Source organism: Pseudomonas aestuarii, from assembly GCF_027988105.1.
In the GTDB taxonomy this organism is placed as follows: domain Bacteria; phylum Pseudomonadota; class Gammaproteobacteria; order Pseudomonadales; family Pseudomonadaceae; genus Aquipseudomonas; species Aquipseudomonas aestuarii.
Genome location: NZ_JAQJZJ010000002.1, coordinates 217,306 through 232,552 on the forward strand (window position 1 = coordinate 217,306; position 15,247 = coordinate 232,552).

At 60.1% G+C, this 15,247-nt stretch carries 9 protein-coding genes; 4 read left to right on the forward strand and 5 right to left on the reverse strand.

The window, feature by feature from the left end:
- Positions 1-36 precede the first annotated feature (36 nt).
- Positions 37-1,086 carry a 23S rRNA (cytidine(2498)-2'-O)-methyltransferase RlmM gene (rlmM, locus tag PH586_RS04905; protein ID WP_271347049.1) on the reverse strand — a complete coding sequence of 350 codons (1,050 nt, stop codon included), beginning with the start codon at positions 1,084-1,086 and terminating at the stop codon, positions 37-39.
- Between the two features lie 458 nt (positions 1,087-1,544).
- Here rlmM and acnA point away from each other — a divergent pair, with 458 nt between their 5' ends.
- The 3 genes from acnA (at position 1,545) to PH586_RS04920 (ending at position 8,339) form a co-directional block, all read left to right on the forward strand.
- A complete protein-coding gene (gene acnA / locus PH586_RS04910; RefSeq protein ID WP_271346658.1) occupies positions 1,545-4,286 on the forward strand; it encodes an aconitate hydratase AcnA in 2,742 nt (913 codons plus the stop codon).
- A 300-nt stretch (positions 4,287-4,586) separates the two neighbouring features.
- Entirely contained in the window at positions 4,587-6,152 is a 1,566-nt protein-coding gene (locus tag PH586_RS04915) for a methyl-accepting chemotaxis protein (RefSeq protein WP_271346659.1), read from the forward strand.
- A 480-nt stretch (positions 6,153-6,632) separates the two neighbouring features.
- Positions 6,633-8,339: a phosphoethanolamine transferase gene (locus PH586_RS04920; protein WP_271346660.1), complete on the forward strand. Its 1,707-nt coding sequence runs from the start codon at positions 6,633-6,635 to the stop codon at positions 8,337-8,339.
- 5 nt (positions 8,340-8,344) lie between these two features.
- Here the strand turns inward: PH586_RS04920 and PH586_RS04925 are convergent, their stop codons facing one another.
- Together PH586_RS04925 and PH586_RS04930 are read right to left on the reverse strand one after the other, a co-directional pair.
- A complete protein-coding gene (locus tag PH586_RS04925) occupies positions 8,345-8,743 on the reverse strand; it encodes a VOC family protein (RefSeq protein WP_271346662.1) in 399 nt (132 codons plus the stop codon).
- Between the two features lie 63 nt (positions 8,744-8,806).
- On the reverse strand, positions 8,807-9,154 hold the full coding sequence (locus tag PH586_RS04930) for a DOPA 4,5-dioxygenase family protein (RefSeq protein ID WP_271346663.1): 348 nt from the start codon (positions 9,152-9,154) through the stop codon (positions 8,807-8,809).
- Between the two features lie 1,259 nt (positions 9,155-10,413).
- Here PH586_RS04930 and PH586_RS04935 point away from each other — a divergent pair.
- The gene (locus PH586_RS04935; RefSeq protein WP_271346664.1) at positions 10,414-12,507 is read left to right on the forward strand and encodes an autotransporter family protein; all 2,094 of its coding nucleotides are present in this window, start codon (positions 10,414-10,416) and stop codon (positions 12,505-12,507) included.
- A 376-nt stretch (positions 12,508-12,883) separates the two neighbouring features.
- On the opposite strand, the gene PH586_RS04940 is transcribed toward PH586_RS04935, so the two are convergent.
- Together PH586_RS04940 and rpsA are read right to left on the reverse strand one after the other, a co-directional pair.
- On the reverse strand, positions 12,884-13,015 hold the full coding sequence (locus tag PH586_RS04940) for a hypothetical protein (RefSeq protein ID WP_271346665.1): 132 nt from the start codon (positions 13,013-13,015) through the stop codon (positions 12,884-12,886).
- 471 nt (positions 13,016-13,486) lie between these two features.
- Complete coding sequence (gene rpsA, locus PH586_RS04945) at positions 13,487-15,172, reverse strand: 30S ribosomal protein S1 (protein ID WP_079202462.1); 1,686 nt, start codon at positions 15,170-15,172, stop codon at positions 13,487-13,489.
- Between the last annotated feature and the right edge of the window lie 75 nt (positions 15,173-15,247).

A 15,247-nucleotide genomic window follows, 5' to 3' on the forward strand; every position in this document is an offset into this window, starting at 1 on the left:
GCTTTCGGGGGCGTAATGGACGCGCAGTCCCCGCGCCTACAACCGGCGCAGGTGGCAGGTCACTTCCTCGCGGTCGTGATAGAGCTGCTTGCAGGCAATCGACACCTTGATCTTGCGCTCGGCAAAGCCATCTTCCAGGCGCTGCAGCAGGCGACGCACTTCGGCGTAGCGTTGCTTCATCGGCAACTTGAGGTTGACCACCGCCTCGCGGCACAGGCCCTCGCCGATCCAGGTTTCCAGCAAGGCGGCGCTGCGCGCCGGCTTCTCGACGATGTCGCAGACCATCCAGTCCACCGGCTGGCGTGGCTTGTAAATGAAGCCATCGACCATCAGATGCTGCACCAGACCGGTCTCCATCAGGCTTTCGGCCATCGGGCCGTTATCGATGGCAGTCACCAGCATGCCACGCTTGACCAGTTGGTAGGTCCAGCCGCCCGGCGCGGCGCCGAGGTCGACCCCGGTCATGTCGCCCGACAGGCGCTCGTCCCACTGCTCGCGCGGAATAAAGGTGTGCCAGGCCTCTTCCAGCTTGAGGGTCGAGCGACTCGGCGCTTCGCGGGGGAACTTCAGCCGCGGGATACCCATCGGCCAGATGGCCGAGTTATGCGGTTCGGCCAGACCGACGAACACCTCGCGGCCGCTCTTGAAGGTCAGCAGCAGGCGCGGCTTGTGTGGGTCTTCCACCAGCTTGCCGGCCTTGCTCAGGGCATTGCGCAGCGGCGCCTCGAACTTCTTGCAGAAGTTCGACAATTCCTTGCCATCGTTGGTGTCGAGGACTTCCAGCCACAGGCTGCCGAAGGTCGGCAGGTCCGTCAGATGGGCCAGCAACACGCTGATGCGATCCAGCTCCGGCAGGTTGATGAACACGCCTCGCGCCCATTGCCGCGGGAAAATCAGCTTGCTGAAACGCACGCCGCCCATCAGGCGCTCGGCGCCGTCCGCCTCGGTGCAGATAAATTCGGCGCAGGCCGTGCTCGGCTTGGCCTTGGCGTAACCGGCCACATCCAGACGCGCAGCATGCTCGGCGATCTCCGCACACACCTCGTTCTCGAACCCGGGGCGGCAATGCAGTAGCAATGTATTCATAGGGGGGGTATTCATCGGTGATCTTCTCAAGGCACGCATCATAACGGAGTCGGGAACCCGGGGCGCAGCTGAGCTGTCCCGTGAATGGCACGCTTGATTTCACCGGCGGCCGGTTTGGCGTCGGTCTAGGCGGCCGGCAGGGCTTCACGACCATGGCCCCGGCCAATGCCTCCAGCTGCATCCATGGGCTCGCCTAGCGAGTTACGGCACATCCCACATCCTTGTCGCCGGCTCGCCAGCAGCGATGCGGGCCGCCGGACCGCTGCATACACACGCATCGCCCCGGGTCCGGCCTCGCGCAGGTTCTTGCTGAGTCGGGCGTCGGCGGCAATGACTGAGCGGCCAACGGCCACACGCCATATGACCTATGACATGGCAAGCCTGGCCAAGCAGAGCTAGCTTGAAGACTCTGCAGCAAACAATCCGGTTTGCACCGTGCAAGCCACAGGAGACGCGCAATGCCTTCCTTAGATAGCCTGAACAGCCGCCGCAGCCTCGCCGTCGGCGACCAGACCTACCAGTACTTCAGCCTGCCGGACGCGGCCAAGACCCTCGGCAATATCGATCGCCTGCCAATGTCGCTGAAAGTCCTGCTGGAAAACCTGTTGCGCTGGGAGGACGGCAAGACCGTCACCGGCAGCGATCTGCAGGCCATGGCCGACTGGCTGCAGAGCCGCAGTTCCGAACGCGAGATCCAATACCGCCCGGCGCGCGTACTGATGCAGGACTTCACCGGCGTCCCAGCGGTGGTCGACCTGGCCGCCATGCGCGCCGCCATGGCCAAGGCCGGCGGCGACCCGCAGAAGATCAATCCGCTGTCACCGGTCGACCTGGTGATCGACCACTCGGTCATGGTCGACAAGTTTGCCAGCCACGCCGCCTTCGGCCAGAACGTCGCCATCGAGATGCAGCGTAACGGCGAACGCTACGCCTTTCTGCGCTGGGGCCAGCATGCTTTCGCCAACTTCCGGGTGGTGCCACCGGGCACCGGCATCTGCCACCAGGTCAACCTGGAGTACCTCGGCCGCACCGTCTGGACCAGCGAGGAAGACGGCCAGACCTTCGCCTTCCCCGACACCCTGGTCGGCACCGACTCGCACACCACCATGATCAACGGTCTGGGCATCCTCGGCTGGGGCGTTGGAGGCATCGAGGCGGAGGCAGCCATGCTCGGCCAGCCGGTGTCGATGCTGATCCCCGAGGTGATCGGCTTCAGACTGAGCGGCAAACTCAAGGAAGGCATCACCGCCACCGACCTGGTACTGACCGTCACCCAGATGCTGCGCAGCAAGGGCGTGGTCGGCAAGTTCGTCGAGTTCTACGGCGACGGCCTGGCCGAGCTGCCGCTGGCGGATCGCGCCACCATCGCCAACATGGCGCCGGAATACGGCGCAACCTGCGGCTTCTTCCCGGTCGACGCGATCACCCTGGGTTACCTGCGCCTGTCCGGGCGCCCGGAGCAAACCGTCAAACTGGTCGAGGCCTACTGCAAGGCCCAGGGCCTGTGGCGTGAACAAGGCCAGGAGCCTTTGTTCAGCGACAGCCTGGAGCTGGACATGGGCAGCGTCGACGCCTGCCTGGCCGGGCCGAAGCGGCCACAGGACCGGGTCGCCCTGCCCCAGGTCAAGCAAGCCTTCGACGACTTTACCGGGCTGCAGGCAAATCCCGCCGCCGACGAGGAAGCGCGCCTGCTCGACGAGGGTGGCGGTGGCGCCGCGGTCGGTAGCGCGGCACTGGTCGGCGAGGCCGACTACCAACACGAGGGGCAGACTTACCGCCTGAAGAACGGCGCCGTGGTGATCGCCGCCATCACCTCCTGCACCAACACCTCCAACCCCAGCGTGATGATGGCGGCCGGTCTGCTGGCGAAGAAGGCGGTGGAGAAAGGCCTGCAGCGCAAGCCCTGGGTCAAGAGCTCGCTGGCGCCCGGCTCCAAGGTGGTGACCGAGTACTTCAACGCCGCCGGCCTGACCCGCTACCTGGATGAACTGGGCTTCGACCTGGTCGGCTACGGCTGCACCACCTGTATCGGCAATTCGGGGCCGCTGCTCGAGCCGATCGAACAGGCCATCCAGCAATCCGACCTGACGGTCGCCTCGGTGCTGTCTGGCAATCGCAACTTCGAGGGCCGCGTGCATCCGCTGGTGAAAACCAACTGGTTGGCCTCTCCGCCGCTGGTGGTGGCCTACGCCCTGGCCGGCAGCGTGCGGGTGGATATCAGCAAGGACGTGCTGGGCCATGGCAAGGACGGCCAGCCGGTGTACCTCAAGGACATCTGGCCGAGCCAGGCGGAAATCGCCGAGGCGATCATGCAGGTCGACACCGCGATGTTCCACAAGGAATACGCCGAGGTGTTCGCTGGCGACGCCCAATGGCAGGCCATCGAAGTACCGCAAGCCGCCACCTATTCCTGGCAGGCTGATTCGACCTATATCCAGCATCCGCCGTTCTTCGAGGACATCGGCGACGCACCGCCGCATATCGGTGATATCCACCAGGCGCGCATCCTCGCTTTGCTCGGCGACTCGGTGACCACCGACCACATCTCCCCGGCCGGCAACATCAAGGCCGACAGCCCGGCCGGGCGCTACCTGCGCGAACAGGGCGTCGAACCGGTCGACTTCAACTCCTATGGCTCGCGCCGCGGCAACCATCAAGTGATGATGCGCGGCACTTTCGCCAACATCCGCATTCGCAACGAAATGCTCGGCGGCGAAGAAGGCGGCAACACCCTGCACGTCCCGAGCGGCGAGCAGCTGGCGATCTACGACGCGGCCATGCGCTATCAGGACGCCGGCACCCCGCTGGTGGTGATCGCCGGCAAGGAATACGGCACCGGATCGAGCCGCGACTGGGCGGCCAAGGGCACCAACCTGCTGGGGATCAAGGCGGTGATCGCCGAAAGCTTCGAGCGCATCCACCGCTCCAATCTGGTCGGCATGGGTGTGCTGCCCTTGCAGTTCATGCCCGGCCAGGATCGCAAAAACCTGCAGCTGACCGGCCAGGAAAAGCTCGGCATCCATGGCCTGGACGGCGTCGAGTTGCACCCGCAGATGAAACTGATGGTGGACATCGCACGCGAGGACGGCTCGCGGGAAAGCGTCGAAGTGCTGTGCCGCATCGATACCCTCAACGAGGTGGAGTACTTCAAGGCCGGTGGCATCCTGCACTACGTATTGCGTCAGCTGATCGCCGGCTAGCTGCGATGCTCGGCCTGCCGACTCGCGGCGGCAGGCACGGCTGAACTGCCCTGGCGCCATCCGGAAAGTGATCCCGGATGGCGCTAGGGCAACCTCGGCAACACCCACATGCAGAGCGCCGCTGCCACTGGCGTTGTGGCATCCCAAGCCCATTGCAGGCACGAAGCGTCCCGCCCTGGATTGTCGCCCGTGCAAATGTGAAGCCATTGAATATCCAGTTACACTGCGCGGCAAATTTCCCGCTCAACTTCGGCTCCGCCTGGCCGATGACAAGGCATAACCCCTAGGGACCAGCCCCCCATGCGCAACAATCAGCCCATCACCCAACGCGAACGCACCTTTGCGGCCCAGCAGCGCCTGATCTCCACCACGGATGCCAAAGGCCAGATCACCTACTGCAACGACGCGTTCGTCGAAATCAGTGGCTTCAGCCACAGCGAGTTGATCGGGGCACCACATAATCTGGTACGTCACCCGGATGTACCGTCGGCCGTATTCGCCCACATGTGGAACACCCTGAAGCAGGGTCGTCCCTGGATGGGCATCGTCAAGAACCGCAGCAAGAATGGCGACCACTACTGGGTCAATGCCTACGTCACGCCGATACTGGAAAAAGGCCAGGTGGTTGGCTACGAGTCGGTGCGGATCAAACCGACCGCCGAGCAAGTGCGCCGCGCCGAAGCCCTGTACCAGCGCATCAACAGCGGCAAGTCCGCCGTCCCCAGCCGTGACCAGTGGCTACCGACCCTGCAAAACTGGCTGCCCTTCATCCTGGTCAGCCAGATCGGTTTCCTTATCGGTACCTGGCTCGACTCCAGCTGGGGCTTCGCCGTTGCCGCCCTGCTCTCGGTACCGCTCGGGCTGATCGGCCTCAACTGGCAACAGCGCGGGATGAAACGCCTGCTGCAGTTGGCCGAGCAAACCACCTCCGACCCGCTGATCGCCCAGATGTACACCGACAGCCGCGGTGCCCAGGGTCGCCTGGAAATGTCCCTGCTCGGCCAGGAAGCACGTTTGAAAACCTGCCTGACACGTCTGCAGGACAGCGCCGAAAGCCTGGCCAAGCAGGCCAAACAGGCCGATACCCTGGCACACAGCAGCTCGGCCGGCCTGGATCGCCAACGCCAGGAAACCGAACAGGTCGCTACCGCAGTCAACGAAATGGCCGCCACCACCCTGGAAGTCGCCAGCAACGTCGCCCGCACCGCCATCGCCACCCAGGAAGCCAATCGCCTGACCAGTGAAGGCCGCTCCATCACCGCGGAAACCCGGGCTGCCATTCAGCGCCTCTCGCAGTCGGTCGGTGACACCGGCGAGACCGTCACCCGCCTGGCCCAGGACAGCAACGAAATCGGCGGAGTGGTCGATGTGATCAAAGGCATCGCCGACCAGACCAACCTGCTCGCCCTCAACGCCGCCATCGAAGCCGCCCGCGCCGGTGAAATGGGTCGCGGCTTTGCCGTGGTCGCCGACGAAGTACGCTCGCTGGCCCAACGCACCGCCGAATCCACCGGGCAGATTCACCAGCTGATCGCCAAGCTGCAGCGCACTGCCGAAGAAGCGGTAATGACCATGGAAATCGGCCGCAAGCAAGCCGATGAAGGCGTCGAGCGGGTACAACAAGCCGACCTGGCCCTCGCCGGGATCAGCACCGCGGTGTCCAATATCGCCGACATGGCCGACCAGATTGCCGCCGCCGCCGAAGAGCAAAGCTCGGTCGCCGACGAGATCAACCGCAACATCACCAACATCGCCCAACTGTCCGACCAGACCGCCAGCGAAGCGCAAAGCTCCGCCGTGCTCAGCGAAGCACTCACCGCCACTGCGCAAGGGCAGTACTCGCTGGTCGAACGCTTCAACCGCTAAACGCAACCAGGGCGCCCGAGCCACTCGGCGCGCCCTCCGTTTCGGCACAGCTAGTTCCTTGGCGGTTCTGCTGTTGCTGGCGGTATTCAGCGTACGCAAGCAAACCCCCATCGCAAGCCTCATCGCCGCGCCCTCTCTCAGCTCGACGCCAGAGCTGAGCGCTTGTGTAGCACTCTCGCCGACTGCAGCCGCCTGCACACGACCCGTCCGCAGCGCGCCTTGCCGTGCCGGCCTAGAGACGGTCTCGCCACGTCACTCGATGTATTCACAAGCGCTGAAGACTGACCTGCTCGCAGCTTGAGTTGGTGGCTGCTCGGCACGCATTGCGCCCGATCGAACGCCGCCCCCAGAGGCGGCGTTTTGCATATGGGCCTGCGGCTCTGCAGTCGGTCAACAAATTCTTCACACAGTCCCGACACGCCTTTCACATCGCGCTCCTTAGGCTTCGTCCATTCTCTCGACCTACGCATAGAGGCTGTTGTGCGGAAAAACTCGCAGTCAACCGAAAACCCCGAAGGCGCTGCCACGTGGACCTTCGCCATCAGCCGCAACGTGCTGATCATGGCCGTTGCGCTGTGGTTGATGCTGACCATGAACATCCCCTTCTGGCGGGATGTCTGGCAAGGCGTGGGCGGCTGGAGCAATGACAACAGCCTGTTCCTGATCACCTTGCCAGTGCTGGTTTGGCTGTGGCTTTACCTGTTGCTCAGCCTGCTGGCCTGGGGCCGGCTGACCAAGGCGATCCTCGGGATGCTGCTACTGGTGTCGGCGGCTGCCAGTTTCTTCATGAGCAGCTACGGCATCGTCATCGACTACAACATGCTGACCAATGTGCTGCAGACCGACAGTGCCGAGGCGCTGGACCTGTTCAGTTGGGGCATGCTCGGCTGGCTGTTCACCCTAGGCGTAGTACCCGCACTGGTGGTCAGCCGGGTACGCCTGATCGCTCGGCCTTGGGCGCGTGAGCTGGGCTTCAAGTTGGCGAGCATGGTGCTGGGCCTGGCCTGCCTAGGCGGCATCGTGATGAGCAACTATCAGTCGTACGCCTCGCTGCTGCGCAATCACCATGAACTGCGCCTGCTGCTGACCCCCTCCAACGTGGCAGCAGCGGTGCATGGCTATAGCAAACGTCAGTTTGCGACCCCGACCCCGTTGCAGCTGGTTGGCGCCGATGCCTACCAGGTCAAGCCGGTAGGCGGAACCGCCAGGCCCAAGCTGACGATCCTGGTCGTCGGGGAAACCGCGCGGGCGGCAAACTTCTCGCTCAACGGTTACACCCGCCAGACCAACCCGGAGCTGGCCAAAGAGGATGTCATCAGCTTCGCCAATGCCAGCTCCTGCGGCACCGCCACCGCGATATCGGTACCCTGTATGTTCCTCGATGTCGGCCACGACCACTATAAGGACTCGATGGCTAAAAACCGCGAGGGCCTGCTGGATGTGTTGCAGCACGCCGGGGTCGCGGTGTTGTGGCGTGATAACAACTCCGGCTGCAAGGGGGCGTGCGACCGGGTGCCGAATGACGACGTCTCGCACCTGCAGATCCCCTACCTGTGCGAGGGCAGTGAGTGCCACGACGAGGTATTGCTCAGCGGCCTGCAAACCTATCTGGACACGCTCGATAACGATGCCGTGGTGGTGCTGCACATGAAGGGCAGCCATGGCCCCGCGTATTTCAAACGTTACCCGCCGGCGTTCGAGAAATTCACCCCGGTGTGCCGGGACAACCAGCTCGACCGTTGCTCGGCCGAAAGCATCGTCAATGCCTACGACAACTCCCTGACCTACACCGACCATGTGCTGGCGCAAACCATCGAATTACTCAAGGGCAACGCCGAGCGCTTCGACAGCGCCATGTTCTATATGTCCGATCACGGTGAGTCGCTGGGCGAGAATGGCCTCTACCTGCATGGCTTGCCCTACGCCATGGCGCCGAGCGAGCAGACCCATGTGCCGATGATTGTCTGGCTATCGGCTGGGCTGCAACAACGCTCGGGCATTCAAGCCAGCTGCCTGGCCAATCATCGGGACGTCGCCTACTCGCACGACAACCTGTTTCACTCGATCATCGGCCTGATGGATGTGCACACCTCGGCGTACCAGCCCGAGCGCGACCTGTTCCGCCAGTGCCTGCCGCAGCACACCGCGTCGGTAGACAATGGGAGGCAAGCCAAGGGTGTGAATTAGTCGCCCTACGCTGGCGCAGGCTCGTGGCAGCAGACACAGAGTTTGTTGCCATCGGGGTCGCGAAAGTAGCCGCCGTAGTAATCCGCGTGATATTCGGGGCGCAGGCCTGGCGGGCCTTCACAGCTGCCACCATTGGCTAACGCGGCGGCATGGGTGCGTGCTACGGCATCACGACTGGCCGCCAGCAAGGCAAGCATCTGACCGTTACCGGGTGTCGCGACCTGGCCATCGAATGGCGCGCCAATGACCAGCAGCGGCCGCGGCGCATTGGCAGGCATCCAGCCCGCCCAAGGCCGGCTGGCCTCGCAGAATTTCAGCCGCAGTCCAAGCTCCGCCGCGATGGCGGAGTAGAAATTGAACGCGCGGTCGAAGTCGCTGATCCCGACGCATAGGTGAGATAGCATAATCCGTCCTTAATCTGCAGCCCGAAGAGCAGCCACGGCAGTGTCCGACGCACTGGGGTTAACTCAAGCATTGAATACGGACAGGTCCAGCGGCAACTCTTCACCCAGCCACGCCGCATGGCGGGTATGGTCAGCCAAATTATCGCCGGTCACTGCATGCACCAGGACGGACAACCCCTGGCGATTGTTCTCCAGCCAAGGCAGCAGCTGATCGAACTGCGCCTGATCGAAAGACAGTTGGCAGCTCCAGCGCAGGTGTGGGCCGACCAGGCGCTGATGAATACGCCCGACCTTTACCGCGAACAGTTCGCCGGCCTGTTCGCAGATCGAGGTAGCCAGCGCCAGAGACTGCCCATCGAAGTAAACATGCGCATGGTACTGGAGGTGGTCATCGCTGGGGCGTTTGGTCATGGTTGAGTCTCAGTGGGTCGCATAACGAGCGGCATGCCGGCCTGATTGGCCTGCTGCGCTCTAGGATAATCCCGCATCTGAGCGGTCGATGGCCAGCGCATGAACCGTTTCGCACGATCGCTCGCAAGACCACCAGAGAGAACACGCCCCTCGCTGGGCGCGAGCTACGCCTGATCTGGCCACACACTCACATCGTCCAGCACGCTGACGGGCATTTTAGCAATCCCGAACTAATGACCCTGGGCGAGCGGAGTGCACGACTCGACTGCAGCTTCGGCCTGTCGGCATCCAGGTCTTGCTGGTCAGGCCGGACTTGCGCTCACCAAGACGCACGCTGCGCCAGATCCGGCTCGCACGGACGCATACGCCCCGGACGCCGTAAGGCTCTATAACGCCCTACAAGGCCTGTTCCTGGGCCAAAAACCAACGAATGACAGGCAAGGCAGGTCAGCGAACTGCGCTCCCTCGCTGTTCAGCTGACGCAGAATGCCGCTTCACCAGCCGAAATGACAGGCCCTGACCAAGGCCAGCGGTCATGGCTTGCATGGCCACATGCCCTTCAGGGCGTCACTTGAATAGAGCGCCCAGCGGCCTTGGTATTTCATGCTTCACATCAAATGCAGCCTGGCCGCGCCTGGCATCGCCTTCGACTGCGCAAGAAAAGACGGCCGCCTGCTCAACGTTTTAGCAGGCTGCCGTTTTTTGAAACATCCGAGCACGCAGCCGGTCAGCGCTTAACCCAGGCTGGATTAAGGTGAAAAAACGTAACCTGCTAACTTTGACAATCCTTTCGCCAACCGGCATTGCGGATGACGCCACCCGCGCTACAAATAACTGCGCGCTGAGCCGCCCCCGGATCAAGGGGCCAGATCACCGAGTACCCGAAGTACAGGCCTGAATTAATCCAGCGCAGCGCCCACCAGGGGCAACACCAAGCCTGTGGGGTTTAATTTAGGGGCGTTTTTATCGATGAAGTCACTGTTTAATTAAACACCCGAGAATGCGACTGAACTATAGCGGGTATTTAAGATCAAACTCAGGTTAATGACAGCATGTTGCATTTGGCTTTTATGGGCGCCGGTTTTTTAACTCCGATATTATTTCCGTGCCAATAAACTGGCGAGCGGCGAACCAATAATCAAACACCGCCCCTGTTTAATTGTTTAATTGTTTAATTGTTTAATTGTTTAATTGCTCATTATTTTTTTTAAGCCTAAGCTGCAATGTCAATTATGACATCTGAATTAATAGGCCCCAACATGAAAGCCAGCTTAATCTCTCTAGCGGTGGCGACTGCCATTTTGGCTTGGTCACCAATTAGCTTGGCGCGCGAGGCCGTCGCGCTTCCAGGCGTGGTAGGAGCAGAAGGTGAGCTGAATGGCGTGGACACCACGGGTGGTGCCACATTAACCATTACCGACGGCCAGAATATCAATACCAATAACGATCTCGGCGGTGCTTTTACCACTGACTCCAACAATACGGGCAACCTACTGTTCCTTGGTGACTCGACCGTGACCGGCGCTACCGGTGAGCCGGGGGTCCTGTTTCTCAATATCAGCGCCGGCGCCGCTGGTAAAGAGGTGACCTTTAACGGCGATGTCCATGCAACCACAACCGAGATCAGCGGGACCGGGACCATAAATTTCAATGGTGACGTGATCTCAGCACCGGTATTTCTCGGTGATGGCTTTCTTAATCTCGGTGCCGGCAACTTACTGACAGGCGCTATTACGACCAATACCGCAAATACCGGTACGTTGACGCTGAACAGCGGTAGCAATGTAAACGGGGCTATTGGTGGCGCAAGTGGCCTGAAGCAAATCATTGTATCGGGTGGCGATGCGTCCATTACCGGATCGGTGCAGGCTCAAGGATTCAGCCTCGGCGCAAACACACTGAACATTACTGGGGCGTTGACCACTAACGCCAACGGCACGATTGCGACCACGCTTGCCGGCAATACCGTGTACGGTAATATTCAGCCGTCCGGCTCCTCGAATATTAATGCCGCGGGTATTACGGTGATTCCAACCGTATCTGGAGTATTGACCGCGGGTACGACATTCCGGATTGTTGGCGGCCTCTCCGGCACCAACGGGGCATTGGTGACGGTTCTCAACACCAACCCGCTGTACACCTTCTCCAGCGTGCCTACCACCACTGGCGACGTACTAATAACGGTTGAGTCGGTTTCCCTGGGCTCGCCTGTCGCCGACGTGACGGCAGGGTCACTCCTTGGCGCAGCTGCGCCAGTGGGCTCCGATCTGCTGGCCATTCAGGGCGCAGTCCTCGCTCTTCCCAACGCAGCCGCCGTCAAGAATGCCTTGGTTCAGCTGGCCCCGAGCAGCACCAACCTGGCAGCACCCTGGGTTGCAGGTCAGACCACTCGTCTTATGGAAGACATGCTGCAGGCTCGTGTGGACGAGATCCAGAACATGTGCTGTGACGCCAACTGCGGGCCAAATAAACCCAAAGAAGTGCGTAACTGTAAAGGTGACGAGCAGCAGAGTAACTGGTGGGCCAAGAGCTTTGGCAGTGCAGGCAATCAAGACGATGTCAATGATAGTAACGGCTATGACACTAAAACCTATGGTCTGGTGCTGGCCTATGATCGGCCGGTGAGCGTCGACACCCGCATTGGTGTAAGTGCGGGTTATGCGAATAGCACAATTGACGGAAACGGTTCCTCTGGCGAGACCAATATCGACTCTTACCAGCTGACCGGTTACCTCAACTACACGCCAGGCCCCTGGTATGTTCAGGGTGCATTGACCGCCGGGATAGACCGTTATGAAGGGAAACGAAACATCACATTGCCAGGCGTGAATCGCGTCGCGAAATCTGACTATGACGGGCAGCAGTACACCGCTCTCGTCTCGGCAGGGAAACACTTCTACCTTGACCAAGCGGTCACTGTTACACCGTTCGCATCACTGCAGACATCGCTTATCAACGTCGACAGTTATACCGAACGCGGCGCTGGTGCATTGAATCACCGGGTGGATGATCAAGATTACACCCTGACTCAATCAGGCCTGGGTGTGAAAATTGAACGTGTCATTCAATCCGGTGCCAGCACATATTCCCCTGAGGCCCATGTCAAATGGCTGCATGATTTCAGCGACACGACCACGGAACAAACCGCGGCCTTCACGGGTAGCGGTTCAGCGTTTAACGTCAAAGGGATAGAGCAAGATCGGGACATGTACAACGTCGGAGCAGGCGTTACATTCCTGTCCTGCAATTGCGATAACAATTCTTGGACGGTCAAGGGCCAATACGACTATAAGTGGAATGATAGCGACTACTCGTCGAATCAATTGTCACTTATAGCGAGCCTCAAATACTAATACGATGTAGCCGGGACGGGCCACGATTCTTTCTGTGAGGGTTATCGCACAGAACAGGGTCGGGCCCTTCATTTCCAGGCATGCGTCAGTAATGGCCGCTGCACACCGCCTCCGCAATACCAGCAATTTAAGAAATTCCCCAATAAATACCCTATAGATATCGCTCGATATCAGCATATGGGACAAATGCTCTTGGCTTGCCGAGCCACACCCTGTGATACCGCCTGCCAAACTCTGGCCTAAAATTGTAGCCCGGTAGACGATAGCCTTCCCACCGTAGCCCCCCCCCCACAGATTCGGTGTTCAAACGTTCGCCAATAGTGGCCGCAACGGACCACCTTAGGGCGCTCCAGCGCGACTTATCTCGACCGCACCATCAAGCATCGCCCCCGTATTCAGATAATCGCAAATCCGCCGGATGTGCCTTTGCCCCAATCCGCCTGCTTAAACGATCAATAAACATATCGGGATCGATACAGCCGAAGAACTTAACCAGATCAACATCCATTCCATTTCCCATGCCGAAGACATGTAGCGCTGGGCAGCCAAAATGGCGTTCTACCTACAACGCCCGGGCGAAACAAATAGCGAAGCCCACTGAAGGTCGGATCGAGCAATGACCGCAAGACGTGTAGCCACGTTTGCTGGACCAAACGGCCGGCAGGATTGGGCATCGCCACTCATCGGGCCGAGAGACACCTGCTAGAAGCTGCCCCACAGATCGCAGTACGCGGTTGTCTGGATGATACCCAGACCATCGGTCCTGCCGCACTTTTGCCGGCCTTGCCCCGCATCCGGTACTTGCTCATCGGCTCACCGCTGCGATTCACGCGCCCTCTGGGCCGCCCTCATGCAGCTGCGTTGCACTTCGTTCACCGTGGCCAGCTTACGGCAGGACTTCCACCCGTCAGACTGCGCCCATAATCGACACGCACAAAAAAGGGCGACCGAAGTCGCCCTTTTTCTGGATTAGCTGAACTTAGTTCTGCTTTTCCATTTGTGCACGGAGCAGATCACCAATGGTGGTCGGACCCGAAGCATCAACTTCCTGCTTGCGCATTTCCTTGATAGCTTCTTTCTCGTCTTCAACGTCTTTCGACTTGACCGACAAGCTGATTACACGGCTCTTGCGGTCGACGCTGATGATCTTGGCTTCTACTTCTTCGCCTTCTTTCAGCACGTTGCGCGCATCTTCAACGCGGTCACGGCTGATTTCGGAGGCTTTCAGTGTAGCTTCGATGCCGTCGGCCAGGGTGATGATGGCGCCCTTGGCGTCAACTTCTTTAACGATACCGCGCACGATGGTGCCTTTATCGTTAACAGCAACGTAGTCGGAGAACGGATCTTCTTCCAGCTGCTTGATGCCGAGGGAAATGCGCTCACGCTCCGGATCAACGGAGAGGATAACGGTTTCCAGCTCGTCGCCTTTCTTGAAGCGGCGTACTGCTTCTTCGCCTACTTCGTTCCAGGAGATGTCGGACAGGTGAACGAGGCCGTCGATGCCGCCATCCAGACCAATGAAGATACCGAAATCGGTGATCGACTTGATGGTGCCGGAGATCTTGTCGCCCTTGTTGAACTGACCGGAGAAATCTTCCCACGGGTTAGTTTTGCACTGCTTGATACCCAGGGAGATACGACGACGCTCTTCGTCGATATCCAGAACCTGAACTTCCACTTCGTCGCCAACCTGTACGACTTTGGACGGGTGGATGTTCTTGTTGGTCCAATCCATTTCGGATACGTGCACCAGGCCTTCCACGCCTTCTTCCAGCTCTGCGAAGCAGCCGTAGTCGGTCAGGTTGGTTACGCGTGCATTGACGCGGGTGCCTTCTGGGTAACGCGCCTTGATAGCAACCCATGGGTCTTCGCCCAGTTGCTTCAGACCCAAGGAAACGCGGTTACGCTCGCGATCGTACTTCAGTACCTTGACATCGATCTCGTCGCCAACGTTGACGATCTCGGACGGGTGCTTGATACGCTTCCAGGCCATGTCGGTGATGTGCAACAGGCCATCGACGCCGCCCAGATCGACGAATGCGCCGTAATCCGTGAGGTTCTTGACGATACCCTTGACTTGTTGACCTTCCTGCAAGGATTCCAGCAGAGCTTCGCGCTCGGCGCTGTTCTCGGCTTCCAGCACGCTGCGGCGGGAAACGACAACGTTGTTGCGCTTCTGGTCCAGCTTGATGACTTTGAATTCGAGCTCTTTGCCTTCCAGGTGAGTGGTATCACGCACCGGACGGACATCGACCAAGGAACCTGGGAGGAACGCACGGATGCCGTTAACGTCGACAGTGAAGCCGCCTTTAACCTTACCGTTGATAACGCCCTTGACCACTTCCTCAGCGGCGAAAGCTGCTTCCAGAACAATCCAGCACTCTGCACGCTTGGCTTTTTCGCGGGACAGCTTGGTTTCACCAAAGCCATCTTCAACCGCGTCCAGCGCAACGTGAACTTCGTCACCGACCTTGATGGTCAGTTCGCCAGCGTCGTTGTGGAACTGCTCCAGCGGGATGAGGCCTTCCGACTTCAAGCCAGCGTGAACGGTTACCCAACCAGCTTGGTAATCGATGTCGACGATGATAGCGGTGATGATTGAGCCAGCCTGAAGATTCAGGGTTTTTAGGCTTTCTTCAAACAGTTCAGCAAAGCTTTCGCTCATTTTAATTCCTGTAGATTCAGGGCGGGGGATCCGCCCAAACCACATTCCAGACAATGTGGGTACGTTCATATAAAA

Bases quoted from the DNA above. Each gene is read 5' to 3' on its own strand.
- PH586_RS04915 (WP_271346659.1), top strand. From the start codon at position 4,587: ATGCGCAACAATCAGCCCATCACCCAACGCGAACGCACCTTTGCGGCC.
- PH586_RS04935 (WP_271346664.1), top strand. From the start codon at position 10,414: ATGAAAGCCAGCTTAATCTCTCTAGCGGTGGCGACTGCCATTTTGGCT.
- PH586_RS04940 (WP_271346665.1), bottom strand. From the start codon at position 13,015: ATGGATGTTGATCTGGTTAAGTTCTTCGGCTGTATCGATCCCGATATG.
- rpsA (WP_079202462.1), bottom strand. From the start codon at position 15,172: ATGAGCGAAAGCTTTGCTGAACTGTTTGAAGAAAGCCTAAAAACCCTG.
- rlmM (WP_271347049.1), bottom strand. From the start codon at position 1,086: ATGAATACATTGCTACTGCATTGCCGCCCCGGGTTCGAGAACGAGGTG.
- PH586_RS04930 (WP_271346663.1), bottom strand. From the start codon at position 9,154: ATGACCAAACGCCCCAGCGATGACCACCTCCAGTACCATGCGCATGTT.
- PH586_RS04925 (WP_271346662.1), bottom strand. From the start codon at position 8,743: ATGCTATCTCACCTATGCGTCGGGATCAGCGACTTCGACCGCGCGTTC.
- acnA (WP_271346658.1), top strand. From the start codon at position 1,545: ATGCCTTCCTTAGATAGCCTGAACAGCCGCCGCAGCCTCGCCGTCGGC.